The organism is Wolbachia endosymbiont (group A) of Lypha dubia, from assembly GCF_964028575.1.
Classification (GTDB): domain Bacteria; phylum Pseudomonadota; class Alphaproteobacteria; order Rickettsiales; family Anaplasmataceae; genus Wolbachia; species Wolbachia pipientis.
In genome coordinates this window covers 1134337-1159615 of record NZ_OZ034796.1, presented here as the reverse complement: position 1 = coordinate 1159615, position 25279 = coordinate 1134337, and the positions used below count along the sequence as shown (strand labels likewise).

Sequence of the window (25279 nt, the reverse complement as noted above, 5' to 3'; positions counted from 1 at the left end):
TAAAAAGATCATGGTTGTTGACTTAATGATGTATATTGCATATAATATACCATATATTTTAGTTTGGAGGGATAAGTATGGCATTAGAACGTATTTTAGAGACTAAGCCATTTTGTGGGTTAGCTACTGAAAAACAGCATACAGAACATTTTGGCTGGCAAACTCCGGGAACTATTGCATCGTTGTCAAGTCAAGAACAAACTGATGACTGGGGTGAGTCCGTTGATGACTGGGATGAGTCCGTTATTGAAGACAACAATACTGCTGTTACAAGTTCTTTTATTCCAGAAAACTCAATTTTAATGAATTTAGCAAATCTATTAACTGAGGGCGAAAAAGTTTCGATTGATGAATTTCATGACAAGATGGAAAGTATAATGAAAGGGTTTCATGAAAATAGATACGAAAATTCTGCAAAGGTTACTCTAGAAAAGATGGAACATTTAATAGATGAATATTTGAAAAGGAAAATAAAGCTAAATTTACGCTGTGATCACTATGAATGTACTGTGTCGAATTTTATATTTAAAAAAATAATTGACATTGCTGATGCTAGCAGTGTTATGCGTATAACGCCTACTACTAGAGCACGATATAAAGACAATGGGGAAGAGGCAATGGATCCGTGGGAAGAGGCTTCAGAACCTTTATTCAATATTGTCAATAAGCTGCTGTTATCAGGTGCAAAAATAGAGTCCGATTTTTATAATGATAATATGATAGATGAAGTTATGTGGGGAAATGATGAGCCTATTTTTACAGAATGTGAAAAAATTAAGGACAAACTGAAAAGTATTGCATATGAAGGTTTAGTAAATAAGAATGAACAAGTTCAAGATGATAATCTGAAAGTAGAAGTAGATAACAATCTTGTTCTTTTCAGGTGGCCACGAAACAGTATTGTTGAAGTTGCAAAGGTTATGAATAGTAAGGTGAATGAAAATTTCAGTATAGAAAGTAGCATCTTACAGATCGGGGAAAGTATAATAAGAGTTGAGAGCGTAGGAAGAAAAAGAAATTATACGAATGTCTTAGGAAGTGGCATTGAAATGTACTTTACCAGTGAAGTGGGCAAGATTAGTATTCATCTATGTCCTAGTAATGAAGATAGTAATATAATAGAAGTAAAGCTTGATGGAGAGAGCCAGGAGAAGTTTGACAAATTAAAAGATCAATCAAGTTTAGGGGAAAGTTGCCTTTTAGAAGGGAAAAATGTTCTACAAGCTATAAAAAATAAAGGTTTTGAAAGAAACGGCGGAATACCTATAGAGTTAGCTGAAACTATTAAACAATCAGATTTTGTAGTAAAAGAATCAAGTACTCCGTCTACTCTTATAACGCCAATTGATAGTTTAAGACAGCTGCATAAGATGGAAGCTCCGGTAGTACGTTCATATTGATGTATTTTCAAAGCAAGATTTTTTTAGGTATAAACCATACGCTCGACATGATTCAGCGGTAGAAGGGCTGTCAGGGACATTTGGCTCTTACGCAATAACTTTGGAGTTCTGAGATCTTTTCATATATAGGTTTAAGATTATCACTTTTTTTATTACATAATTAAGTATCAGTTCCTGTAACGCTAGTTTACCTCAATTCTTTTCATCAACTTGCATATTATAGATTCTTTGTTTTAAAGTATTGGTTTTCTGGTACATCGATCTCCCGGCTTTTATAAGTTAAGACACCAGTTCGTATAATTTCTCCATCTGTTGACTCCACAGCATCGGTATTTCTCTTAAATCAATAACCTCAAACCACTTGGTTGCCTCCCATTTACTATGTCTTCCTTAATCTTTGGAGCCAGATAATTTAATCCCAAGATTTGCTGTATTCTTCTCATGCTTATCTTAATTTTAGTGCTCAGCTCCTTCACACTTCTATATTTTCCTGCCTCCAGTTGACGTTTCCACAGATGAGCCCTTACCACTGCTTTCAGTAGCGCATTTCCCTTCTGGCTGTGCACTTCGTTGCTTTCTTTTTTAACTACATTGGTATAAATTTTCTCTGACTCAGGACATACCCCTATAGGTAAACTTTTCGCCGCTAGTAATAGCAGAAAGAAATTGGTGGTCTATGAGACTATTTCTTCTTGAGTTGTTCAATTTCATCTTTAGGAAGACCTGTAGATTCAGCTACTAGGTCAACAGATACTCCAACCTTAAGTAAGTTTTTTGCCACTTCAATTTTTCCTTCAATTTTTCCTTCAATTTTTCCTTCAATTTTTCCTTCAATTTTTCCTTCATTAAATTTCTGGTTGAGGCAAGATACATTATCATCCTCATTTTTCTTAGCTTGTTGATATATAGTCCGTTCTTCCCTAGTCCAATTATACTCTATCAACTCGTTATAAGCTCTGCCAATAATCTCGTCACTTCCTACTATTTTCTTTAGATCCTCTTCATTAGTCTCACTTGCATACTTAAAGAAATATATCCATTTTTCAACTATGCTTTCTAGTTGATCCTCTTTTGTCTTTGGAAATTTCGGTAGTTCTATGAAAGTAAAACTAAAGTCCTTCAAGTCATGCTCGTGAGTAACCTTATCAAGAGTAACGTGATCTGATTTGTAGGCTGCTTTTTTAGGAAACAGAACAAAATCAGTGATGGCAATGAAGATAACTTCTTTAAGTTCATGATATTTGTCACCTATGCCAGCTTGGCTAAAATAAGCTCCAGCAGCATAGTATTGTGCGCGTTTTTCAAAGCCGGTCGTTCTCGCAACCTGCATCTCGCATATAAATTGAACACCTGCAGAATCTCTACAGAGTACATCGACAATACTCTCCTTTTTAGCGGTAATGTCGGGATTTTGAATGGGGCTTAGGAACTGCACATTCTTTATTTTAGCTTCACCTGTTAGGTTTAGGACATCGTTGAGAAAATGAATGAGAATATCTTTATTTTTCTCAGTACCGAAGATGCGCCTAAAGGCATAATTATTTTTTGGATCTAAAAACTTTGACAAACCCATAACAAATTCTCTTCAAAAGCATTAATAATTATACTCTATTCTGTTCAAATATTCAACCTCTTTATTTTTAAATCCTCTTTTTTTAACTTTGGGCTTGTTAAAGAAAAAAACGACTGTCAGAGATGGGCTGAGATCGCATTCCCTACTTTACATATCTTTTTATAACCACCTCTGTAACATGCCTTGAAAGACCAGAATCAAGTTTTTTGCCAATACCTTTTTTCAGTGCTCTCATTTTGTTGCTTTTATAAACGTTAATCCATAAAATTTCTCCAACTGTTGACTCCACAGCATCGGTATTTCTCTTAAATCAACTAACCTCAAACCACTTGGTTGCCTCCCATTTACTATGTCTTCCTTAATCTTTGGAGCCAGATAATTTAATCTCAAGATTTGCTGTATTCTTCTCATGCTTATCTTAATTTTAGTGCTCAGCTCCTTCACACTTCTATATTTTCCTGCCTCCAGTTGACGTTTCCACAGATGAGCCCTTACCACTGCTTTTAGTAGCGCATTGTTTGTTTTTCCTTCTGGTTCTACTACTGTGCATTTATTTCCTTTCTTTTTTAAACTCATTGGTATAAATTTTTCCTCTGATTCAGAACACACTTCTACTCCTTCCTCTCTCACCCACACTACCTTTATTAACTTTTTCACCGCTTCTTTCTGTTCTCCGAAGCTTAAGTTTTCCCAATTTTCATTTAGGCTTTCAGCTCTCTTCATTACTTCTTTTTCCACTTCTCCGGCTACTATACTTCGACTCATTGATGGACACCTTCTTCCACTTAAATGATTATTACATATATAATATCGGTACCTCTTATTCTCCTTTTTGGAATATGTCAGCGTCATGTTTACTTCACAGCTCTTGCACTTAATTATTCCCCTAAGCAAAGCTTCCTCATATTTTGCTTTTTTATATGGTTGATTCCTTATCAATTCCTGCGCTTTTTGCCATTTTTCTTCTTCTATTATCGCCTCATGCTTTCCCTCATACTGTTTGTCATAATGTCTTATCTTTCCCATGTATATTGGATTTGTTATTATTCTCCTTACCGTTGCCTTTTTAAAGATATTTGATTTTGCTTTCGTTCGATATCCTTCTCTATTCAATTCCCTTGCCAATTCTGCCATTGACTTCAGCTCTACATACCTTGCAAATATATGCTTCACCGTCTTTGCTTCTTTCTCATTTATTATTAATTCCTTATCTTTTACATCATACCCTAGCGGCAAAGTTCCTCCCATCCATAAACCTTGTTCTTTTGATGTTGCTATTTTATTTTTTACTCTCTCTACTATCATTTCTCTTTCTAGTTGCGCTGCTCCTGATAACACTGTCTGTACGAATTTTCCCATTGGCGTATTATTATCAAATATCTGCGTTACTGCTACAAAATTTACTCGGTGCCTTCTAAAAAATGATGTCACTTCTATGCTATCTTTTGTTTCCCTTGATAGCCTGTCTAATGTATATACTACTACACAATCTACTTCTCCTGCCTTTACATCTTCAAACAATTCCTTTATTGCTGGTCTATTTAAATTACTCCCTGAAAAGCCTCCATCGTCATACTTTCTTGCCAATGCTACCCAGCCTTCTTTGCTCTTTATATATTTTTCACATGCTACTCGTTGCGCATCAAGACTGTTAAACTTTTGTTCTAGTCCATCCTCATTTGATTTTCTCGTATATATCGCGCATCTTACCTCTTTTAGCATCCTTTCTCCTTTTCTCTCATCCTAAATAGGAGAGGTCCATTATAACTCATTCCCATTATTTTTCCTGCTACTGCCGACAATGACGTGTAAAACTCTTCTCTGTAGATTAAACCCTTATCTGTCACCATTACCGCATGAGTCTCTTCACCTCTCTCTAATATTAGCTCTGTTCCTGCTACTGGCAGTTTATCACTACTTATTCTTTTTCCCTTCTCTAGTCGGTCTGCCAGATACTCTAGCCTTTTTGTCCCCTTTCTTGACATTTCTCCATACGCTTCCTCCTGTATTCTATATGCTAGCCTCGGTATCAGATATTTCTTTGAATGTTTAGGTGCCTCTTCTCCATATACCTTCTTCCATATTTTCCTCAGCCCTTCTAATGACTCTTTCTCTAAATTCATTACTTTCTTTTCTGTTTCTTTTTCCATATCTTTAGCCTCTCATAGAAGGTTTTCCTCTTTGCTACCTTTGCTTTTTAAAAAACTTTTCAATTCTCTCTATTTCTTTCTTTAACACCTCGGTTATCTCTTTACTATTTTTCGCATAATCCATTGCTGTCATTCCAAATTTATCTGCTTGCTCTATTTCAGCTCCTGCTTTTACTAGCTCCTCCACTATTTCTTTTTCACCTACCATACATGCAAGGTGCAGCAGTGTGCATTTACTGCCATACTCTTCAGCATTTACATTCCCTCCTGATTTTATCAATTCTCTAACTGTTTCTAGACGTTTCTCCGTTACCGCTAGGTGCAGTGCCGTATATCCTCCTACATCTGCTGCATTCACATCTACTCCTTTTTCAACTAATAACCTCACTGTTTTTGCGTCTACTGCATAATGTAGAACTGTTCTTCCATTCTCGTCTCTTGCATAAATATTTTTATATGAGTTCTCTAATAATTCTTTTGCTGACTTATTAAATGCCTCTTTCTTACCAAGCTTTAACATAATCCACCTCACCTTTTCTTTAAACCTAAGCCTTCTTTCTCACCACCTCATCTATCATTTCGTTCACTTGGCTCATTATCTTGCTTGCCAAATTTTTACATTCTTCCTCTATTAGTGACTTATCTTTCTTCCTTATTTCTCCTATCTCTATTATTTTTAACTCCGGTAAGTAGCTCCCATTCAACATGTCTGCTATTTTTCCCACTAGTCCCTCTATTCCATAGCAGGTCAGTTTTCTACTTTTTGTTATTCCACCTTTTTCTCTCAGAAATTTACTCGCCTTTTCACTCTCTTTGCTATCACACAGACAATACTTTTCACTTTCCCAGATATAGTACATTGGTGTTGCACCATACTTATTCAGTTGATTAACTTCAGCTCCTGCTTTTACTAGCTCTTTTATTATTTCAACTCCTGCTCCTCCTATTTTGCACGCAGAGTGCAGTGGCGTACATCCACTAACATATTGAGTGGCATTTATTTCCGCTCCTGACCTTAGCAGCACTTTTACATTTTCTAAACTTCTCGCAAATACTGCGCAGTGCAGTGGTGTATAACCCTTTTTATCTCTTGCATTGATGTCCGCTCCTTTTGTTATTAATAACTTTACTGTTTTGCAATCGGAGATTTCTACTGCTTGGTGCAATACTGTTTCCCCTTTTTCATCTTTTTCATTAATATTCTTAAACGAGTTCTCTAATAATTCATAAAATGACTTATTAAAAGCTTCTCTCTTTTCCTCACTGAACTTCATACATACCTCACAAAATTAGCTTTTCTAGCGCCAGACAAATTTCTTATATTTACCTGCCGCTATTCAATTCATGTCCGTTTTAGCATAAGAAAGCAAGTCTTTTTCTTTTTATTTCATATACTTTAACCTGTTATTAATATAATATATCAGGATATAAATATAAGTACTTAACTTATTATAGATATTACTTGGCTATTTTTCCAACTTCTGTTCAAATGTCGATGTTCGTGCCATGTTAGTACACCTGGGTAAAACACTAAAATGTAATTTTCTAACTCCTGTATTGCATCCTTTTGCTTTGAATCCAATTCGTTTTCAAAATGAATGTAGTGTTCTGCTACGCTAAATCTTATCATTTTGGGGGTAGAGAAATTCTTTACTTGATAGTGGTGAACGGCAAAAAATCTTTCTAAAATTGGCTTGTATTTTAAATTCCACAGTTCTTCAGATAATTTGCTACTTCCCAATACAAATTTATTTCCTCTTTCTTCTACGCTACTAACTGGAAAGCACGCATTTATGTCTCCTAAATACCAACTATCCGATAATATAACTTGCGCTTTTGCAAACTTAATTTCTGGTAATAAACTTTGTGGTAATGGATATAGTGCTTTTAAATTGTACCACTGATGACTCCTTTCATAAATGCCTTTGTAATCCTTTGTGTGAGGCTCTGTTTCTCCAAGTACTGCTACATCTAACCGATATATGTCATTACTAAATGCTTGCTCATAATGAACACGAAAAGTACTAAACTTAAAACTTGGATTTAAGATTTTTAGCTCAAATGCGTTCTTTCTACCAAACGACAACACTGGTCCATCTTTTTCAATTTTTATCCCTGAGTAATCCGATAACAAACTTCCAAAAAAGCTTTCATCTAAAATAAACCTATCAACGTTGTAATAGTCGTTAAAAATCCTCATTAGCCTTGATCTTACTGGTAATGACAGCTTCGCAAGCTCTACAACCGCATCTACAAAAAAGTCATTTGGAACATCCTTTATTCCTATTTGCAACTCAAAAAAATGTTTACCTGGTGGCTCTTCAATAATTGTAATATCTTCTATATTTGCCTATTTTAGTGCTATTTTTAGTGATGCTGGAGTTCCTCTCAGTCTTTGAAATTTTACTCCTTCTACTACGGCTTTTCTTCTATCTTTTACCCAACGCAGTATCTCTTCTAAACCATATTCTTCTATTATCCACGGCAATGTTTCTTCTTTAAGACTAAACTTAAATCCTCTGATACAGCTCAGTTCAACCTTATAATCTGTTGCATCTACTAGCGCTTTTTCTTGTTTTGTTGCGTTTGGTGGCAATAACATTTTAAATTTCTCAAATTTGCACATTCATTTCCTAGCACCACAACATCCTCTTTTGGCTCAATTAATTCCACATTTTCTACACCCTCTACAAATAGATTCGCTATTATCCAAGATCTTGTTACACTCCACCCTAATCTTTTTGCTAATTCAAACTTCTTAATAAACTGCTTCTTGATTTCTTCCTCTGATATTACAGGACTTATGCTCATTCTGCTGTGAATATCTATTTCCGTAATATTGCAACCTATCACTGTTACTGTATCGGTTAAAACCCTTATATCATCTCTAGTAACCTGCTTTTTTACAATTTCAAGTAGCTCTTCTGAAGCTATGCCAGTTGTTGTTGATAAAATCGAGATCTGTACTTTCCCTGGTATAGGTGATTCTACTAATGCATCTTTTACTCTACTATCTGCTGACAGTGCATGATACCTATAATACTCCTTGCTTCCACACGTGCTTGAGCCTATTATCTTTGCTTTAATTCTTTTTCTAAATCGTTCATCCTCTTCTTCTTTCTGCCTTTCCACTCCATAAAACTCAGCTAAATTATCAAGATCTTCTCCTGTCGCAAACTTAAGTAGATTACTTTTTACAGCTTCATTTATTCTTTGCCGAAGTAACAGTTCTCTCCATGCTGCTACCTCTAATATTTTTATCGCTGGGTCACTTTCTACTAATGCTGTAAAACTTGCATCACACTTCACTAACTCTTCCTTCATCCGAGAAAAAATCTCTTCAAAGTTCAGTGGTTCAGGCTGCTGCATTTTTAAACAACTACTCCATTAATATTTATGAACTTACCTTCTGAAAGATAGATACCTTCTAAATTCAATGTTACTCTCCCTTCTTTTACTCCTTCAACTTTTACTTTTTCTAACTTAAATCTCTTTTCCCATTTTTCCAAAGCTTCTGCAGTTGCTGCATATATCTCAAGTGTTAAATCTCTATTTATTGGCTTATCTACTAATTCAAACGATCAGTCACCTTAATACCCCCTTCAACAATCAAGTAGCCAAAGAAATTACAGTTACAGATCCAACACATCCACTATTTGGCAGAACTTTTCCCGTATCATCTTTCAGTTCAACAGCCTACAAAGGTGGTAATGTATCTGTTATTTATCGTGATGACATCACTCTACATATTCCATTTTTTTCTACTAACTTAGCTAGTAAGCAAGATTTTCTCACCAGCAAGTTAACATGGACTTCATTATACGAGTTTGTTTCTCTAGCAAAGGAGTATAAATTATGCCATGTAAATCATGTCAAGTGTGGCAGAAAATGCCACAACGTTTTAAGTCAGAAGTTTTAGAAAATATATTATTAGTATCCAAAGAGGTTATCCATGAGTACATCAGAGCTAATCACAGCACAACATTTAGCACGCGAAGCGATAATTTACATCAGACAATCAACACATCATCAAATATTAAGCAATCAAGAAAGTCTAGAGTTGCAGTATGCGCTGAAACAAAAGGCAATTGATCTTGGCTGGAAAGCTGATAGTATTATTATAATTGACACTGATCTTGGTATAACTGGTGCTAGTGCTGAAAAGCGTGAAGGATTTAAAGAACTTGTTACTAAAGTCACTTTAGCGAAGGTAGGGATCATACTTTCCTATGATGTAACCCGTTTATCACGCAATTGTTCTGACTGGTATCCGTTACTAGATATATGTGGCTATAAACAGTGTTTAATAGCTGATCGTGATGGTATCTATGATCCTGGTACCATTAATGGTCGATTATTACTGGGTCTAAAAGGGCAACTTGCTGAAATGGAGTTATCTACTATAAGAGCTAGACTAAATGCTGGATTATTGAATAAAGCAGCACGAGGTGATTTAGCCTTATCTCTTCCAGTTGGTCTTATTCGTCATACCGATGGTTCAGTACATAAGGATCATAATCTTGAAGTTCAGCATCGTATTAAGCTTATTTTTGAAACTTTTCTAGAGAAACGAGCAGCATCAAAAGTTCTAAAGCATTTTAATGACCATCAACTTACTATTCCTAGGTATGATAAGTTTAAAGAGTTGCAATGGAAAAAACCGACACGTGGAAAAATTCTCTCGATACTTAAAAATCCAGCTTATGCTGGAGCATTTGTTTATGGTCGTACTAGAAGTCATAAAATATCCTCTGCTGAAAAAACAACAAAAAGCATGCCAATGGAAGAATGGAAAATTTTAATAAAAGATAAATATCCAGCTTATATAGATTGGGAAAGCTTTATAAAAATTCAGATGACACTAAAAGACAATTATGCAAAGTATGAATACAATAGCACGCGTGGCATAGCTAGATCAGGAGAAGCATTATTGCAGGGAATAATCTATTGTGGAGAATGTGGATACAAAATGACAATGCGATATAAAGAAAGAAACTATTATATGTGTAATTACCTGCAACGAAAGTATCATGAACCTGTATGTCAGCGTTTACTAACTGATATTATCGATTGTGCAGTGGTTTCTAAATTTTTTGCAGCACTTAGTCAAATTGAACTAGATGCTTATACTAATGCTATTGATTCACAGTCACAATCTGAACAAGCCCTTAATAAAGTACATTTGCAACAATTAGAACGTCTGAGATATCAAGCTAAGTTGGCAGAACGACAATTTAATCAAGTTGATCCTGATAATCGTCTTGTAGCTGCAGAACTTGAAAAACGTTGGGAACAAGCATTGAACGAACTCAAGCAAGCAGAAATTACATTCGAACGTCAACATCCAAAGAAACCTAATCTTCAATTATCTGAAGAGCTGAAAACAGTATTTTTAGATGTGGGTAGGAAATTACCTGAAATTTGGCATAAGTCAGTTCTGTCAAGTCAGCAGCAAAAATCCTTTCTTCGTTGCATAATTGATAAGGTAGTAGCACACCGGATCAAACGCGATTGCTTACAAATACGTATTGTATGGCATGGTGGAGAAACTACTACTTTTCATGTCCCTATTCCAGTAAAATCCTTTTATGAATTAACCACAGCAACAGAAATGGAACAGCTTATAATAAAGTTAAGTAAGGAGGGTAAATCAGATATAGAAATCGCCAAGTACTTAGAAAAACAAGGATATCGCTCTCCAAAGAAAAATGTTGTTTTAAGAAGTACAGTCGAAAGTATTCGATTAAAAAATGATATTTTTCGAAAAAGACATCAACCACGTCTCCTTGCACCTGGCTACCTTACTGTTACACAAGTTGCAAAGATCCTCAAAGTTTCTAGGAATTGGCTTTACCATAAAATCAATAGTGGTCAAATTAAAATACGAAAAGATGATAGTAAAGCCAAGGGCAAATACTTATTTGAGGATAAACCAGAAACTATTAAAATTCTGATGGATTTTAAAAATGGCAAATTCAACAATATAAATTTTTTATAGGAGTATCAACATGCATAGTCAAAAGCATTTCGTACATTAACGTCAACACCTTTTCCTATCAAATATCTAACTGCATTAACTTCACCTATCATTGCAGCTAAATGAAGTAAGTTATCTTGTTCTGATCCGTATTTGTTATTAATTAGCGCTTGTAATATTTCTGCTTTTTTACCTTCTTTGGCATAATCTAAGGAGGTTTTGCCTTCATTGTCCTCAACAAAAGGATTAATGTTCTTCTTCGTGAGTAATAAATCCACCATGCTTAACTCGTCAAACTCTATAGCGCAATGTAGTGGTGTCTTTCCATTTAATCCTCTGACATTAACATCTAATCCAGGTTGATTGATGAGACACTTTATTAACTCCAAACTTAAGTTATCAGCCATTTTATATTCAAAATCTTTTTTATATTTGAAATTTAGTATTAGATAATTCTTGTAATGAGTTTGTAATCTCTTCGGTTAGCGCCATATGAATCTTTTCAGTGTCACTCAGTGATGCAAGCAGTGCTGAAGCTCTATTTGGAATATTAAGCAAATTATTACGTACAACTCTTGCTACATTAAATGCTTCGCGCTTTACTTCCTCTACTGCTACAAGTTCACCAATCTCAGCCTTAGCTTTCGCCTCAAGCAATTTGCCACGTTCCATCTCATTTTTTATTCGCGTTTTAAGCAACATTGTGGAAAGGTTACTTGTATTTTCGTTTTCTGGATTTTTCCTCCTCAGTGGCTGACTTGGATCTCTTATTGCTGCTACCGCTTCATTTGCTTGCTCTCTATTGATCAAACCATCCTCCAACTCAACTATTCCTTTTTTTACTAAATAACAGACATATTGCTTTGAAACTCCTAGTTCTTTTGCCCATTCCGTTTGTGTGATCTTTTCCACTTTTTTTGCCCCTTTATTGCTGTTTTTCTTCTTGAATTTGTGCAAAAGTCTTTCCAGTACCAACTAAAATTGCCTTCCTACCTGTGTATATTTGCCAACGTTTTATGGTTACATCTACAAATTTTGAATCTAGCTCTATTGTTCTACAGATTCTTCCTGTTCTCTCACATGCAATCAGTGTACTGCCAGAACCGCTAAATGGATCAAGAACTATGTCTCCTGATCTGCTGCTGTTTACTATTGCTCTCTCCATTAGCTCTACTGGCTTCATCGTTGGATGTAGTGTATTATGTGTTGGCTTATCATAAAACCATAGATCACTTTGATTTCTACCTCCATGCCACTCACGTTTATTGCCGCTTTTCCATCCATAAAGCATTGCTTCGTATTGTCTTTGATAATCTGATCTTCCTAGCGTAAAGTGATTCTTTGCCCAAATGATAAAAGTTGACCATTTTCCTCCCGCTTCCTCAAATGCTTTTTGCAACGTTGAAAACTCTGATGATGATATGCAAATGTAAATTGCACCTTTCGTATATGCTAAAATATGGGAACAGATATCGTAGAGAAAAAGTTCGTACTTTTCACCTTGATTATCGTTTAATATCTTTTTATCTTGGCTACCACCATAATCAACATTATATGGAGGATCACAAACAGTAATGTCTGCCGTTTTATCATCTAACAGCGCTTTATATGATTCAACTACAGAGCTATCACCACAATAGATTCGATGATCACCTAAAATCCAAAGATCACCTGGTTTTGTTACTTTTTTGTCATCAACAACTAAGTCAGAAAGATCTTCTTCTTCACCATCTAAATCATCAAGGAAATGTTGAACTTTTTCTAATTCAAATCCAGTCATTTTAAGATCAAACTGTAAATCTTCTAACTCTTGAATTTCTACTTTCAAAAGCTCATCATCCCACTTTGCCCAATTAGCTGATTGATTTGCCAGTAATCGAAAAGCTTTGGTTTGTGGTTCATTTAGATTATCACTTAAGACCACTGGAATACTTTCCATACCAAGTTTTCTTGCTGCTTTAAGTCTTAAATGACCATCAACCACAGTGCCATCGCTTTTTGCAACTATTGGAATACGAAAGCCAAATTCCCTGATTGAAGCACACATTCTGTTTACTACGTCATCATTTTTACGTGGATTACGCTCATATTCGACGAGGTTTTCAACAGGATAGTAGTGGATTGCTAAATTCATATCTTAATAATTAAAAAGTTAATATTCAAAATATCTCTGACGCTAAAGAAGGCCTGGGGTCAGCACCACCAAACCCGCCATTATGGCCGAAAGGACCCACTTTTTATGGATTTCTCAGCTTATTAATATCTTTACCAAAGTCCATAACATAGAACATCAAAGCTAAAGCATCTGCTTGATTATCATCTCTAGGTGAAAAACTTTTTTCACGTATCGCTTCAATAACTTCACTCTTACTTGCATTACCTTTGCCTGCTATAAAGCGCTTTATAGTCTTTACAGGAACACCTTTGTATGGTACGTGATGTTCTTCACACCAAGCAGAAAGAACGGCAAGAAAACCACCGTAGCAATGCGCTGCATCAGTTCCTAAGTGTCTTCTCACTTCTTCAAAATACACTGCTTCAATGTTTGAGAACTTTTCCTTCATTTCATTTAGCCAGCTACGAAAATTTAAGAAGTGCATTCCACCTCCGCTGAAACGGCTACCATGAAAGTTTTCACTACCACTTTGAATTACTCCATCGGTGAAAATAGCCCAGCCGGTTTGTTTGCCGAGATCGAGTGTTAGGATTGACATTTATATTCAGAATTTGTTTTGCTAGAATGTAAAATCCCTATATAATATATATTCAGGATTTGAAAAATTTTTGTCCAAAAAATCTTCTTCTTAAGCAAACTTTTTAGAAAAAACTTGGTTAAAAATCAGTAAACAGCCATTGCATAATTATTGGTCAAGACTTTCAGATTTCTATCTTAACTATTTAAATAGTCTACTATGTTATTATGCTGTGGTTAGTTTCTTATGAACATTTATCCAAATCGTAAATTTTGGGAAGATGATTTAGAAGTCCCTGTTAACCATTTGCTTGATCGTTTTCACAATACAAAAACACGTCAGTCTTGGATAGATTCACTTTCTGGTAAGCAATTAAATATTATTTTTCAAAACTCCTTTAAAGATAAATTAAATGCTCAACTCTTTGATGATGAAAGTTACGATAATACATCTGTACAATACAAACGTAAAGTGATTGCTAATTATTCCGATTCTCTCGTTACTTACTACTTGATTACCTGTTTTGACCGTGCAAAACTAGAAGTTACTGTCAGTGAAATTGCAAGATCTGCATTAACTACGGAACTCATGAAATCCTACCTTGTAAAAAATAATAATAAATATGATAAGAAGTCTTTGCTGTTTCTACTGTTTCATGCAGATTACAATCTTTTAAAATCTGTCTATCACTTTGAAAAAATACAAAGAAAGAGTTTCATGTCTTTTGCCTTACAAAAAATACCAAGACGACCAAGTACTCCATTTAAGGACTTTATCTCAGAGGAAATCATACAACAAATACTGAAAGAAGATAACATTAAGAGGAATGACAGTTTCGAGAATCAACTACAAGGTTTCTTCTATCATCAGAATCGTTTATATGTGTTAATACGCAAAGCTAGCGATATAGATTTGTTGTTAAATTCAAACAAAGTCATTCATGGCCATAAGGCAGAGTGGATGATTTTGGATTTTCTACTAAATGGCACTCAGGTAGATCTTGGTGCTAGAAATATTGATCAAGCTATAGAAATAGCAAATAGCATTGCAAGTTGTTACTTTGGTTGCGAATGTATTTTTGTAGATGTGCAGGATAAAAATTTCGCGGAACAGGTACATAAATTTATAGAAACTTGTATTAATGAATCTGATTCAAATATTCGTGTTTTTGAGTTAAAGTTTCAGTCAAATCGTTTCAATTACAGCTATACTAATATCACTTTGACTGTTGCTCCATATGATCCTATTGCACCGGAATTGCATGTTTTAAAGCCATTTGTAGGAGACATAGTGCCATTTATAGAGTCGATTAAAGTAATATTTCAAGGCAAAAAGATAGGCTTATTTTTCAAGCGAAGTGATGAATATATAGCAATTTACTACTCTGAACATCCTCTGAATAAAAGGGAAAGAGAGGATTTTAAAGCATACATAAAACAATTTTATGGTCTTACAATCTTGCCAAGAGCAAATCTCTGATCTTCTTAATTCTGGCAGCTCTTGGGTTAATCCAAATCAAAATTACATCGAAGCAGCAAGGTATTTGTCAGATCTTGAATTAATTAAGATGCAAGAGAGGTCTTACATTATCTGCTCTCGTAGACAAGATAAATTAGATTGGCCCAATATAGTTGATCCATACTGTAACAATGAGATTTTCATTGATGAGGACTTTAACGAAGCATGCGATAATATAATTTGTGAAAATTGCAACCGTGATATTTTGCCTAACACCTACAAGAAGCAAAGATTTCACCGCTTATCTGTATATTTTAACCCAGAGAAATTTATGAATTGGTTTGAAGGTCAGCTAAGTGATACAAATTTTATGTGGCAAAAAGTGGAAAGTGGAGTTTATCATGTTGGTGGACAAGGTAAGATTGTAAGTTTAATCATACTTGATTTTTGCACCAATCCAACATTCTTAACGATAGATAAGCTTAAAGCTAATCCAACTGTATTAATAATACTGAGAAAAAATCCATCAAACATACCTCTTGATTTGCCCATAGTAAAAATGGTTGACCTTTTCTTTCAGCATAAGACTTTAATTGAAGTATTCCAAGAAGCAGCACAAAGAGGAATACTAGAGTTCATACCAAATACTTCAATGCAAATCTTACATACTGCACTTAATCTAATTGAACCTTCTAAGAAACTCTTTCTGCTAGTAGCTCTTTTTTAATCAAGACATAACCAAATTCACTAGCTTTCTTGCTTAGAGTCTTCACTATTTTTTCCTTATATAACTTTTCATAGTAATCAATGCCCTTCTCTACATATTCCTGTCCATACTTTAGCATACTATAAAAAATGCACGCCAATTTCCTAGCCGTAGCGGTAATCGCTTTCGGTGCTCCTAGTCGTTTTTTTAACCTTCTGCAATATGCACCAATCCCACTGTTGCTTCTTGACACACACTGGGCAGCCATCCTAAAAGCATTTGCAGCACGAGCAATAACTTTGCGAGTTCTAGTCCCAAATACTTTTTCCCCTGTAACTTTATTAGCAGGACTTAGCCCCAACCAAGAAGTAAAGTGCTTCTCTGATGGCCATTTATCGTGGTTCAAACCAACTTCTGAGATAATTGTTTGTATAGTTAGCACATCAAGCCCAGGAACTTTAGTAAAATCAATACCGGTTACTCTATACAGTTCTTCGTGTAAAGGAAAGTCTGGTCTGTTTTTTGAAAACCTATTCTTTATTTTGCTGCATCGCTTATTCTCGTCAGATTTTGTTTCAAATGTTTTGTAATATTGTTCGATGCTTTTGTCGCATTCTGCTATTTTTTCCTGATAAATATTATACAATTCAAATTCTTGCTTTAACACAAATAAGAGTTCCTTTCTGTAGTCGCCTTTTAGCGCTTTTGCCATGGTAGATCTATCATTTCTTATCCGTACATCTCTCAATTCTGATAATTTTTCAGGATTCCTTTCACCTTCAATTATTGCTTTGATAATTTGCATACCGGTCACTCCAGTAATATCACTTATGACTTTGTGTAATTGAACGTTCATTTGAATTAACGCTTTTTGCATACGTAGAATATGTGTGGATGCACTTTCAATCAGGTTGCTACGTTGCCTAACGTAATTACGCAACACACACATTTGATCATCAGGTCTAAACGACCCATGGAGTAATCCATAGCTGTGTAATTGTTGTAACCATTGACAGTCTTGAACGTCGGATTTTCTACCAGGCACGTTCTTAATATATCGTGCATTTACCAATTTTACCTCAAATCCATATGACTCAAGTATTTGAAACAAAGGAATCCAATATACTCCTGTTGATTCCATAGCTACTGTTCTAACTTTACATTTCTTTAACCACCCTGCTAAGTTATGAAGATCAACTGTAAAGCATCCAAATTTTTTGACACGTTGTTCATCTCTTCCTTCAGGTACACATACATAATGTACAGCTGAGCCGATATCAATTCCTGCTGTATCAGGATTCACTATTTCTAGTTTACTTTTTGCCTTTATCATGGTAATTATCCTACTATAACTTATAATGGAGAAGCACTTAAGCTTGGGACGGTTAGATTATACAATCTTCTAATCGAGGTAGTCATAATAGACTCCATCAGTGGTTTAACCGTTCCTCCAAAACCACGCTCCTAAACGGGCACTTAAGCACCATTGATCAGTCGGTTATAACTGCAGAAGTACTTCTTGATAAATTATATATAAAAATTGCTATGGAAGTGAAGAAATAGTTTCTTTCCGGTTTAACAAGATTTTTTTCTTGTTCGACGCTCCTAAAGAGAAGGAATTACTAAAGTTGCAATTGATAGAGGGCTCACTTTGCGTAAACAATATAGAGATTCTAAATAAGAAAGCTGTAGCATGTATGAAGGTTTTTCGCATATTATTTGAACAATTTTTGCATGATTGTAAAAAAGAATTACCTCCTGAAAAACACATGTTGCTTAGCATAACTGAAATAGAAAAGCGCCTAAATCTTGATCCAGAAGCAGACCCAGAACATTACATTAGAAAACCAATAAACACAATCCAAAGAACAATAAAAACCACCTTAGCTAAAAAGTTAGGATTAAACATCGAACGTAATGATGTGATTCAAACAGTTGGTTGGCCTGGATCATCGCGTAAAGATTATGGCTACCGTATTAACCCTTTTACTGTGCTGATAAAAGTAGTTCGTTAACTGTGTTGAAGAGAAGTAAAAGATGTTACAATGGAAAAAGTAAAATTTGTGACAAGGCTTGTGATCAAGCTTTAAAGAAGCGTTCTTTGGTTGGTATTTTACCCTAAAGTCACATCTAGCTTTAAAATACAGTTTTTGCCTTATCTAAAAAAAATACAAATTCTCAATTACGTAAAAGCCTAAATTTCTTTTGCTTTCTTCAATCTTTTCTACTCTGTTCGTTTGCCGACTTTTGTGTTTGAAGCACATCTACATTCAATGCCCCTATACTAAGAGGTTGTCCGGAAACTGGTAAATTCAAGCATATTCCCTCTGCAAAATAACCTTACTCATAGCTAAATATATAAAATTTTCAGTAGATGTTGTAAGCAAATCATACTCCTTTGATAGCCTTCTATTCCTATTGATCCAAGCAAAAGTCCTTTCTACAATCCACCTTCTCGGCTGCACTTTAAATCCTAGCTCTACTTTTGGTAATAGCTCTGGTAGTGTGTCTTGGTGTACCCAAAATCTACAGGGAGGCCTTTTAACAATTTCAATATCTATATTGTGCTCTATTTTTACGTAATCTTTTAGCTCTTTTCCTTGATATCCCATATCAGCCCACATTTTCCTAACATTAGTATATTTTTCCTCATATTATCTAATGCTATCTTAACTCCATCTCTGTCATTTTCATTTGCAGCTCCCACATAACATCCCAATATAAAACCCTGAGTATCCGTGATTATATGCCTCTTTCTACCCTTTACCTTTTTACCTCCATCATAACCCTTGATCCCCCTTTTTCTGTCGTTTTTACAGATTGGCTATCTACTATACACGCACTTGGCTGCTCATTTCTTCCTATTTTTCGTCTACTATATTTCGTAATTTCATAATTCATTTTCTCAAAAATCCCCTGCTTCTTCCATTGCCTGAACTGCTCATATACAGTCTTCCATAGCGGAAAATCATTCGGTAAATACCGTCATTGACACCCTGTACGCAGTACATAGAAAATCGCTTCTAATATTTCTCTTTTGCTATACTTTGGTGGCCTTCCTCCTTTCTTGTACGATACTCTAAAGTATTTTTCTATTCTTGCCCATTCCCTTTCACTTAAATCTGTTGGATACTTTTTTCTCATCTTTACCACATACTAAAATTTCAGATATTATACCCTTTTATTAGTTTCCGGACAACCTCTAATATATACCGACCACTTTTTCCGGGAGTTTCTGAAAAAAAGTTAAAATAATTTTAAGACAGCTAAGAAATTAAAAAGAGCATTATGTCTTTTACAACAGAAATCTTCGCTATTTGAGTCCTTTCCATTTTGGAAACAACTTTTTACTTGAGCTGAAAAGAGATTACATGAGTTTTTGGTAAAAACATACAAAACCTATCTAAATCATCAATAACGCTATAATAGCCCTCTAAAGACGTTTTAAAGAATGGTATTGTAGTAGAGAGATTATTTTGGCTCCATTCCCTTCTTGTAAAGCTAAAGATACTAATGTTAGCAAACTCTATAAACTTAAGAATAACTGTAGAAACTATTATTTTTTAAAGTCAGAAAAAACATCACTTACAATTCAACAATTCTCCAAAATCAATTATGTTTGAAAAGTAATCACTATCTATAACATCATCACTTACATCATTGACGTGGATAAGGACTGGACGACATGAAAAGCCTTTTGGACGATTTAGTGCATCTATTTTCTTTTGTACCTCTTGTATTATTGAATAACCAATTTTATTTTTTGAAAATTTGATTTCGCAAATGTAGAGAGTGTTAAACTTCGTTTGAATCATATAATCAATTTGACAACCTGCACCATTACGCGTTCTTTTCTGAAAAAATGGATTCTCGCTTATTATTCCATCAATTCCTAAGATATTATGTATACCCTTTCTATTGTTCAGCACCAAATTTTCAAATTGAAGCCCAATAATTGTATACCACTCTGGTAAGAACCCTATAGAATAGGTGTCACGACTAATTTTTCCTAGATCTTTTTCGATATATTTTAGATAAAACCTTAAATAATTATCTTGAAGTCTGTATCTCCTGAGTCGTGAATCAGTACCAGTTTTTATACTCCAAGTATGATCTTTTGCAATAAAACCAGCAAGCTCAAGCTCATGTAGATACTCAGAAATGCGTCCATGTCTTACGATATTTAAAGTAGCACAAATTTCTTCTTGTTCTTTAGCTCCAGTAGAAAGAGCTCTGACTATTTGCTTATAAAAAGCCGTTTTTCGCATGAATAAATCTGAGAATATTTGATTAAATTCTTCAACTAAAAACCCACCTTTTGTAAAACAAAGCCTTTTAATATTTTCTTCAGCGCTATGTTTAAAATTTACCTCCTCTAAATACTTTGGAATTCCGCCAGTTACTGCAAGCACCTTAAATTTTTCATATGCTGAAATATTTTTCGGCCAAAATTCATTGCAATCAGAAAGTGATAATTCTCCGAGTGTTAAAGTTAACGATATTCTCCCTACGAAACCAGTGCTGCTAAGTATATTTTTCTCGATCCAGGATGAAGCTGATCCACAAACAACAAAAATTAGCTTGTTATTATTTTTTAGCTGCGTATCCCAAAAATTTTTTATTTTGCCTAAAAAGGTTGGATCTTTTGAGCCCATCCAAGAAATTTCATCAAACAGCAATAATGTTTTTCCTGATAGTAGACGTTCACCAACTGCCCATAGTAAATCGCTCCAGTCATCATACCTAGCAAAAGATGTATTAAATTGTCTAGCAACTTGTCTAGAAAATTCATTAAGTTGGTAGGACATTGTAGTATGCTTTTCTGGTGGCAAACCTATAAAGGAGTAATATTGTTCAAAATACTTACCAAACTCTTGAATTAAACGACTTTTTCCTATACGACGCCTTCCTTTGACTACTACAAAAGATGCAGTATTTTTTTCTGTAAGCTCCAGTAGTTGTTTTAACTCAGTTTGCCTACCAATAAATGATGGAGACATAAAATACGAAATATAAATCTTTGTCTCCGTTATACTAGATAAAATTGGAGACGTAAATAAATAAATTTAGATCTTTGTCTCCATTTTAAGGGGCAATCAAGTTTTACGAGCTTCTGTTTCTTCTTCTATGGCAGTAACTTCAAACTTTTTTCCTTGAGCTACCTCTACAATTTGCTAATTTCATTACTGAGAGTTTTGCAATTAATTGCTCAGAGGTTTGCGATAAAAGTTGTTGTATTCCCATAATAGTCTCCATAACCCCTTATACTCACCATAAGTTGTTCAATCTTTTTTGAAAAATTTTCTTTGCAAAGTGTAAAAAATGTGTTAAACTTACTAGTAAGTTTACTAAAGATGCCTTTTATTTGCGTTTTAGAGGGCATTATAAGCGTTCTTTAGTGTGGCTAGTAAGTTTTACCCTAAAGTTACAGATAGCTTTAAAATGCAGCTTTTGCCTCATCTAAAAAAATTAAGAATATAAAGCTGTTTATTTTGCTTTCTTCAATCTTTTCTACCTCAAGTCTTCATCGCGCTTGCATAAAAGCCTTATTAAAGCAACTAGACCCAGCTCACTTGGAAGTTATTGAGTATTCCGGAAAATCCGGAGATCTGAATTCTTAGTTCAGCTATTAAACTCAGTAGACCAGCGTTATGCGTTTGTTAAAAAAAAGATGAGGGTTAGAGCCTCTGTTAAACTTATGGTAGAAGTAAAGCTATTGCAAAAATAATGTTTCAAAAAGTCTACTAACCATTTGTTCTTTAGGTTCAAAAAATTTTCTTTGCAATCAACAAAAAGCATGATAAACTAGTTGTAGGGTTTTTTCTAATAAATAAAAGTTTGGGGTATTAAGATGCCTCGTAATCGAGTTTTAAGCTACCCTACATAAGTAACTTAGGTCTTGGTGGTATAATTGTACCCTGAAGTCATAGAATCTTTTTAAAACGCTATCATGGATCATTTGTTTTTCACTGCCTTTACTTTATATTTTTATTATAGGTTGCAACTCCATAGAAAAAGCAAAATTATGAAAGGACATCAAAAAACGTTAAGTTCTTCTCTTAACTGATATATACTATGTACTATAGCATAGTATATATTTATATATATAGATTTTTGCCATCTTGCCAACTTCCCTAAACCCGCTATAGAAGAGGACTTTACCCATGCTATCTAGTTGGCAACTTTTTGCCATCTTGCCATCTTACTATTTCTTTAAACTATTGATTTTCTTATATTTTTATCAATTTTAAGTTGGTAGAATGGCAGATTCTTCAGTTTGCCAACTTGCCATCTTGCCAACTTACTATACTATTTTGCCATCTTGTTTTGTAGAATTATGTATCACCCAAACGTCTGGATTTTCAACTGGTAAGGTTACTCCGTTATTTGGTGAAAGATAATAATCTGGCTTTACCAGCACATGTTGATTTTCAGAAATTTTTAACTCCATGTCTTTAACACATAAATAGCCGTACTTTGATTTAGTGCTTGATACTTTATATCCAAGAGCTTCCTTAAAGAACTTTATGTGGCCAAGAGCTGCAAGATGGCTAATCCTTTCACGGATGCTACGTTCACTTCCAAGGCCTAGCTTTCCCTCAAAATACCTAGCAAAGTGTGCCGCGGTGTAAGTTTCGCCTTTATATGCTTCATTAGCAATTAACTCTAAAATTATATCACATCTTCTTAGACGTTCTAAATCCAATTTAGTATTATAGCTAGACCTTACTATTCTTTCTGAATTTAATGTATCATCAGATTGTACAAACGCACCGTTATGCCAATAAAATGAAATCTTTTCTTCGTTAGATGCAGAATAATTTGACTTCTTACGGCAAAGTACTCGTTCATTACCAGAAGCATCAGCTTTATCTGGCTTTGACAAGTACCAACGAGATCTTACTGTATTATTCCACGCAGTTGAACCACCTGTACCTGTTTTACGGATTATTCCTGAATCAGAAGGATGAGCACATAATAATACAGCTCCTTTTATTACTTTCACTATTTTTCCACAACAACTTTGAATAAATTGTCTCACATGAGAGCGATTGTTTTCATTGCCACCAAATAAGTCTGCTGCTGTATCTAAAACTACTAGCTTTGGTTGAAACAATTTAATATCTTCAAGTAATTCTTCAAAGCAATGAGTTGATTTACCTATATCTTTGTTATCAAATACCATGAGTAGATTATCTTTCCACACTCTCGATAAAAAGCCAATATTATCATGAAAGTCACAGGATTCCATATCTAACTGATATAATCTATTTATAGCACACTGTCTTCGCCATAGCTCTTCTGTATCATCTTCACAAAATACACCATATGTCTTCATCTGCTCAATTTCCATTCCCAACCAAGATTTACCTGTGCTCGCTGCTGTCATTAGTTGTTGAGCAAGTAGAGACTTTCCCATACCACCATCACCGTAGAGAGCCGTAACACTTCCAATAGGAAGCCAATCTTTAACAATCCATTAGACTTCTTTCAAAATTGTTAGAGGGAGTGTAAGATGAAGTATTTGAAAGCATGAAATATAAGGAAATAGAAAAGTTAGAAGGAGAAAAGTTTCGACGTTTAACAGGGGTAAAAAAAGCAACATTTGAGCAAATGGTAGAAATTCTAGAAGTGGAGGATAAAAGAAAAAAAGCTAGAAGTGGAAGAAAAAGTAAACTTTGCATAGAAGAAAGGCTACTTATGGCACTGGAATATATAAGAGAATATCGTACATATTTTCATATTGGGCAAAGCTATGGCATGAGTGAAAGTAACAGTTTTAAAATAATAAGATGGGTAGAAGACATATTAATAAAACATCCAGATTTTGCATTACCAGGAAAAAAAGAGCTATTAAAGAGTGATGTAGAATATGAAGTTTTAGTAATAGATGGAACTGAAACGCCAGTAGAGAGACCAAAAAAAAGCAAAAGCCCTTCTACTCTGGAAAGAAAAAAAGGCATACTATAAAAACACAAATAGTAACAGAGAGGAAGAGTAAAAAAGTCATATGCACATCTTTCTCGAATGGTAGAAAACACGATTTTCGGATGTTTAGAGAATCAAAGGTAGCAGTATTGCCGCAAACTAAAATCTTAGCTGATGCCGGCTACAGGGGAATGCAGAAGATACACAAAAATGTTGTATTACCGCACATGAAAACGAAAAAGAATCCGTTAAGCAAAGAACAAAAAAAAGAGAACAGAGCACTTATGAGCCAAAGGGCAATTGTTGAAAACGTAATTGGCTTATTGAAAAGGTTTAAAATCATCTCGGACAGGTATAGAAACCGACGAAAACGTTTTGGTTTAAGGTTTAATTTGATTGCTGCAATTCACAATTTTGAGCTCCCTACATGAATTTTGAAAGAAGTCTATTCTCTTTCTGGAGCAATATTAGCCCAAGCTCTGGTATCTATTCTCAACGATTTTTTTGAAGGAGCCTTTTTTGTACTAAGGATGAACTCTTCAACATTTATACCTTCTTTCACGCAATCAGCAGCGTCCCAACCCTTTGGTTTATCTTTAGGTATTTCCAAAATGCAAAGTTCTTCAACTCCAAGACAAGTAAGTTTCATAGCAGATTTTTCAGCGTATTTCTTACCTGGTGTGTCATTATCTGGCCAAATAATCACATGTTTACCTTTGAGTGGTGTCCAATCTGTTTTATTTGGGTCTGCATTTGCTCCAGACATTGCAGTTGTGGCAGTAATACCTTGCTCTATGAGAGCATTTGCACACTTTTCCCCTTCTACAAGAATAATTTTATCGGACTTTAAAATACCTGGAATATTATATAGTGGCCTTATCTCTGGTACACTAAAGGTGGATTTTTTGATATCAAAAGGAAGATATCTCTTTCCACTATCATCATCATAACGATATACTCTAACAATAGCTTGGCCGTTTTCATCGTAATAATCCCAATATGCAGTTGGATTACCTGCAGTTTTGTCAGTTTTGATCTTTTTAAAATGACCAAGCCATTCAGCTATAGAGTCCATTACTTCAGTAAACTCTGTTCTAGTACTTTTTCTATGCACTTCTGCCCAAAGATCAATTATATCTCCACCTTCTTTTGTTGCAAAATCGTGCCATAGTCCAGCTTCACTACCACTTAATTCTACTACTAGACTCTTTCCTTTATCACCTTGTATATTGCCTACATAAAACTTATCACCACGAAAAGTTCCTCTTGGTAATAGATATGAAAGGCATGATCTGATGTTTAACAGAAGCTGAGCTTTAAGTTGTTCTTTTTCTACTAACGGTACATTTTTTCGTGGAGCTGCAGTATTAAAATCACAATAGATACCCATAAA

Annotated in this window: 19 protein-coding genes and 6 pseudogenes; 7 read left to right on the top strand and 18 right to left on the bottom strand. The window is 34.7% G+C overall.

The window, feature by feature from the left end:
* The first annotated feature begins 77 nt into the window (after positions 1-77).
* Positions 78-1400 (top strand): hypothetical protein, encoded by a 1323-nt coding sequence (locus tag ABWU72_RS05850; RefSeq protein ID WP_353283965.1) that lies wholly within the window; start codon positions 78-80, stop codon positions 1398-1400.
* Positions 1401-1679: 279 nt separating this feature from the next.
* Here the strand turns inward: ABWU72_RS05850 and ABWU72_RS05845 are convergent.
* The 9 genes and pseudogenes from ABWU72_RS05845 to ABWU72_RS05805 all read right to left on the bottom strand — a co-directional run.
* Positions 1680-1951, bottom strand: a pseudogene (locus tag ABWU72_RS05845) (recombinase family protein); the annotation flags it as partial.
* A gap of 131 nt (positions 1952-2082) precedes the next feature.
* Positions 2083-2973 carry an Rpn family recombination-promoting nuclease/putative transposase gene (locus ABWU72_RS05840; RefSeq protein ID WP_353283964.1) on the bottom strand — a complete coding sequence of 297 codons (891 nt, stop codon included), beginning with the start codon at positions 2971-2973 and terminating at the stop codon, positions 2083-2085.
* Between the two features lie 231 nt (positions 2974-3204).
* Positions 3205-4695 carry a recombinase family protein gene (locus ABWU72_RS05835; protein ID WP_353283963.1) on the bottom strand — a complete coding sequence of 497 codons (1491 nt, stop codon included), beginning with the start codon at positions 4693-4695 and terminating at the stop codon, positions 3205-3207.
* Positions 4689-5123, bottom strand: a complete 435-nt coding sequence (locus ABWU72_RS05830; RefSeq protein ID WP_353283962.1) for a DUF2924 domain-containing protein — start codon at positions 5121-5123, stop codon at positions 4689-4691. Before ABWU72_RS05830 ends, ABWU72_RS05835 begins: the two co-directional genes overlap by 7 nt.
* A 34-nt stretch (positions 5124-5157) precedes the next feature.
* On the bottom strand, positions 5158-5643 hold the full coding sequence (locus ABWU72_RS05825) for an ankyrin repeat domain-containing protein (protein ID WP_353283961.1): 486 nt from the start codon (positions 5641-5643) through the stop codon (positions 5158-5160).
* Positions 5644-5668: 25 nt separating this feature from the next.
* Positions 5669-6397: an ankyrin repeat domain-containing protein gene (locus tag ABWU72_RS05820; protein ID WP_353283960.1), complete on the bottom strand. Its 729-nt coding sequence runs from the start codon at positions 6395-6397 to the stop codon at positions 5669-5671.
* A 167-nt stretch (positions 6398-6564) separates the two neighbouring features.
* Positions 6565-7725: pseudogene (locus ABWU72_RS05815) on the bottom strand (phage tail protein).
* On the bottom strand, positions 7683-8492 hold the full coding sequence (locus ABWU72_RS05810) for a baseplate J/gp47 family protein (RefSeq protein ID WP_353283959.1): 810 nt from the start codon (positions 8490-8492) through the stop codon (positions 7683-7685). The pseudogene ABWU72_RS05815 and the gene ABWU72_RS05810 overlap by 43 nt, the downstream one beginning before the upstream one ends.
* Positions 8493-8494: 2 nt before the next feature.
* Positions 8495-8701, bottom strand: a pseudogene (locus ABWU72_RS05805) (baseplate assembly protein W); the annotation flags it as partial.
* Between ABWU72_RS05805 and ABWU72_RS05800 the strand changes: the two are divergent.
* Entirely contained in the window at positions 8680-9042 is a 363-nt protein-coding gene (locus ABWU72_RS05800; RefSeq protein ID WP_353283958.1) for a hypothetical protein, read from the top strand. The pseudogene ABWU72_RS05805 and the gene ABWU72_RS05800 sit on opposite strands and share 22 nt — an antisense overlap.
* A 33-nt stretch (positions 9043-9075) precedes the next feature.
* A complete protein-coding gene (locus ABWU72_RS05795; protein WP_236514263.1) occupies positions 9076-11121 on the top strand; it encodes a recombinase family protein in 2046 nt (681 codons plus the stop codon).
* A 14-nt stretch (positions 11122-11135) separates the two neighbouring features.
* On the opposite strand, the pseudogene ABWU72_RS05790 reads toward ABWU72_RS05795, so the two are convergent.
* The 4 genes and pseudogenes from ABWU72_RS05790 to ABWU72_RS05775 form a co-directional block, all read right to left on the bottom strand.
* Positions 11136-11507: pseudogene (locus ABWU72_RS05790) on the bottom strand (ankyrin repeat domain-containing protein); the annotation flags it as partial.
* Positions 11508-11526: 19 nt separating this feature from the next.
* Positions 11527-12012 (bottom strand): hypothetical protein, encoded by a 486-nt coding sequence (locus tag ABWU72_RS05785; RefSeq protein WP_236515040.1) that lies wholly within the window; start codon positions 12010-12012, stop codon positions 11527-11529.
* Positions 12013-12025: 13 nt separating this feature from the next.
* On the bottom strand, positions 12026-13234 hold the full coding sequence (locus tag ABWU72_RS05780; protein WP_236515038.1) for a DNA modification methylase: 1209 nt from the start codon (positions 13232-13234) through the stop codon (positions 12026-12028).
* A 103-nt stretch (positions 13235-13337) separates the two neighbouring features.
* Positions 13338-13814, bottom strand: coding sequence for a crossover junction endodeoxyribonuclease RuvC (locus ABWU72_RS05775; RefSeq protein WP_236515036.1), 477 nt, complete (start codon positions 13812-13814; stop codon positions 13338-13340).
* Positions 13815-14039: 225 nt separating this feature from the next.
* Here ABWU72_RS05775 and ABWU72_RS05770 point away from each other — a divergent pair, with 225 nt between their 5' ends.
* A complete protein-coding gene (locus ABWU72_RS05770; RefSeq protein WP_236515034.1) occupies positions 14040-15272 on the top strand; it encodes a hypothetical protein in 1233 nt (410 codons plus the stop codon).
* Positions 15238-15978: a hypothetical protein gene (locus tag ABWU72_RS05765; protein ID WP_353283957.1), complete on the top strand. Its 741-nt coding sequence runs from the start codon at positions 15238-15240 to the stop codon at positions 15976-15978. The genes ABWU72_RS05770 and ABWU72_RS05765 overlap by 35 nt, the downstream gene beginning before the upstream one ends.
* Here the strand turns inward: ABWU72_RS05765 and ABWU72_RS05760 are convergent.
* Complete coding sequence (locus tag ABWU72_RS05760) at positions 15944-17290, bottom strand: IS110 family transposase (RefSeq protein ID WP_174515809.1); 1347 nt, start codon at positions 17288-17290, stop codon at positions 15944-15946. The genes ABWU72_RS05765 and ABWU72_RS05760 overlap by 35 nt on opposite strands.
* A 259-nt stretch (positions 17291-17549) precedes the next feature.
* Between ABWU72_RS05760 and ABWU72_RS05755 the strand changes: the two genes are divergently transcribed.
* Positions 17550-17972 (top strand): hypothetical protein, encoded by a 423-nt coding sequence (locus ABWU72_RS05755; RefSeq protein WP_353283956.1) that lies wholly within the window; start codon positions 17550-17552, stop codon positions 17970-17972.
* 297 nt (positions 17973-18269) lie between these two features.
* Here the strand turns inward: ABWU72_RS05755 and ABWU72_RS05750 are convergent.
* The 3 genes and pseudogenes from ABWU72_RS05750 to ABWU72_RS05740 form a co-directional block, all read right to left on the bottom strand.
* A pseudogene (locus ABWU72_RS05750) lies at positions 18270-19101 on the bottom strand (IS5 family transposase).
* Positions 19102-19538: 437 nt separating this feature from the next.
* On the bottom strand, positions 19539-20957 hold the full coding sequence (locus ABWU72_RS05745) for an AAA family ATPase (RefSeq protein WP_236515030.1): 1419 nt from the start codon (positions 20955-20957) through the stop codon (positions 19539-19541).
* A gap of 1304 nt (positions 20958-22261) precedes the next feature.
* Positions 22262-23434: an AAA family ATPase gene (locus ABWU72_RS05740; RefSeq protein ID WP_353284062.1), complete on the bottom strand. Its 1173-nt coding sequence runs from the start codon at positions 23432-23434 to the stop codon at positions 22262-22264.
* Between the two features lie 56 nt (positions 23435-23490).
* Here ABWU72_RS05740 and ABWU72_RS05735 point away from each other — a divergent pair.
* Positions 23491-24317 (top strand): IS5 family transposase gene (locus ABWU72_RS05735; protein ID WP_236515026.1). Its coding sequence is split into 2 segments (ribosomal slippage): positions 23491-23878 and positions 23878-24317, totalling 828 coding nucleotides; the frame shifts between segments, so codons are not numbered across the junction.
* Between the two features lie 62 nt (positions 24318-24379).
* On the opposite strand, the pseudogene ABWU72_RS05730 reads toward ABWU72_RS05735, so the two are convergent.
* Positions 24380-25276 (bottom strand): annotated as a pseudogene (locus tag ABWU72_RS05730) (hypothetical protein); the annotation flags it as partial.
* Positions 25277-25279 lie beyond the last annotated feature (3 nt).

What these genes read in the sequence shown, in the direction of transcription:
- ABWU72_RS05850 (WP_353283965.1), top strand. Translation starts at nt 78, where the DNA reads ATGGCATTAGAACGTATTTTAGAGACTAAGCCATTTTGTGGGTTAGCT.
- ABWU72_RS05840 (WP_353283964.1), bottom strand. Translation starts at nt 2,973, where the DNA reads ATGGGTTTGTCAAAGTTTTTAGATCCAAAAAATAATTATGCCTTTAGG.
- ABWU72_RS05835 (WP_353283963.1), bottom strand. Translation starts at nt 4,695, where the DNA reads ATGCTAAAAGAGGTAAGATGCGCGATATATACGAGAAAATCAAATGAG.
- ABWU72_RS05830 (WP_353283962.1), bottom strand. Translation starts at nt 5,123, where the DNA reads ATGGAAAAAGAAACAGAAAAGAAAGTAATGAATTTAGAGAAAGAGTCA.
- ABWU72_RS05825 (WP_353283961.1), bottom strand. Translation starts at nt 5,643, where the DNA reads ATGTTAAAGCTTGGTAAGAAAGAGGCATTTAATAAGTCAGCAAAAGAA.
- ABWU72_RS05820 (WP_353283960.1), bottom strand. Translation starts at nt 6,397, where the DNA reads ATGAAGTTCAGTGAGGAAAAGAGAGAAGCTTTTAATAAGTCATTTTAT.
- ABWU72_RS05810 (WP_353283959.1), bottom strand. Translation starts at nt 8,492, where the DNA reads ATGCAGCAGCCTGAACCACTGAACTTTGAAGAGATTTTTTCTCGGATG.
- ABWU72_RS05795 (WP_236514263.1), top strand. Translation starts at nt 9,076, where the DNA reads ATGAGTACATCAGAGCTAATCACAGCACAACATTTAGCACGCGAAGCG.
- ABWU72_RS05780 (WP_236515038.1), bottom strand. Translation starts at nt 13,234, where the DNA reads ATGAATTTAGCAATCCACTACTATCCTGTTGAAAACCTCGTCGAATAT.
- ABWU72_RS05775 (WP_236515036.1), bottom strand. Translation starts at nt 13,814, where the DNA reads ATGTCAATCCTAACACTCGATCTCGGCAAACAAACCGGCTGGGCTATT.
- ABWU72_RS05770 (WP_236515034.1), top strand. Translation starts at nt 14,040, where the DNA reads ATGAACATTTATCCAAATCGTAAATTTTGGGAAGATGATTTAGAAGTC.
- ABWU72_RS05765 (WP_353283957.1), top strand. Translation starts at nt 15,238, where the DNA reads ATGGTCTTACAATCTTGCCAAGAGCAAATCTCTGATCTTCTTAATTCT.
- ABWU72_RS05760 (WP_174515809.1), bottom strand. Translation starts at nt 17,290, where the DNA reads ATGATAAAGGCAAAAAGTAAACTAGAAATAGTGAATCCTGATACAGCA.
- ABWU72_RS05745 (WP_236515030.1), bottom strand. Translation starts at nt 20,957, where the DNA reads ATGTCTCCATCATTTATTGGTAGGCAAACTGAGTTAAAACAACTACTG.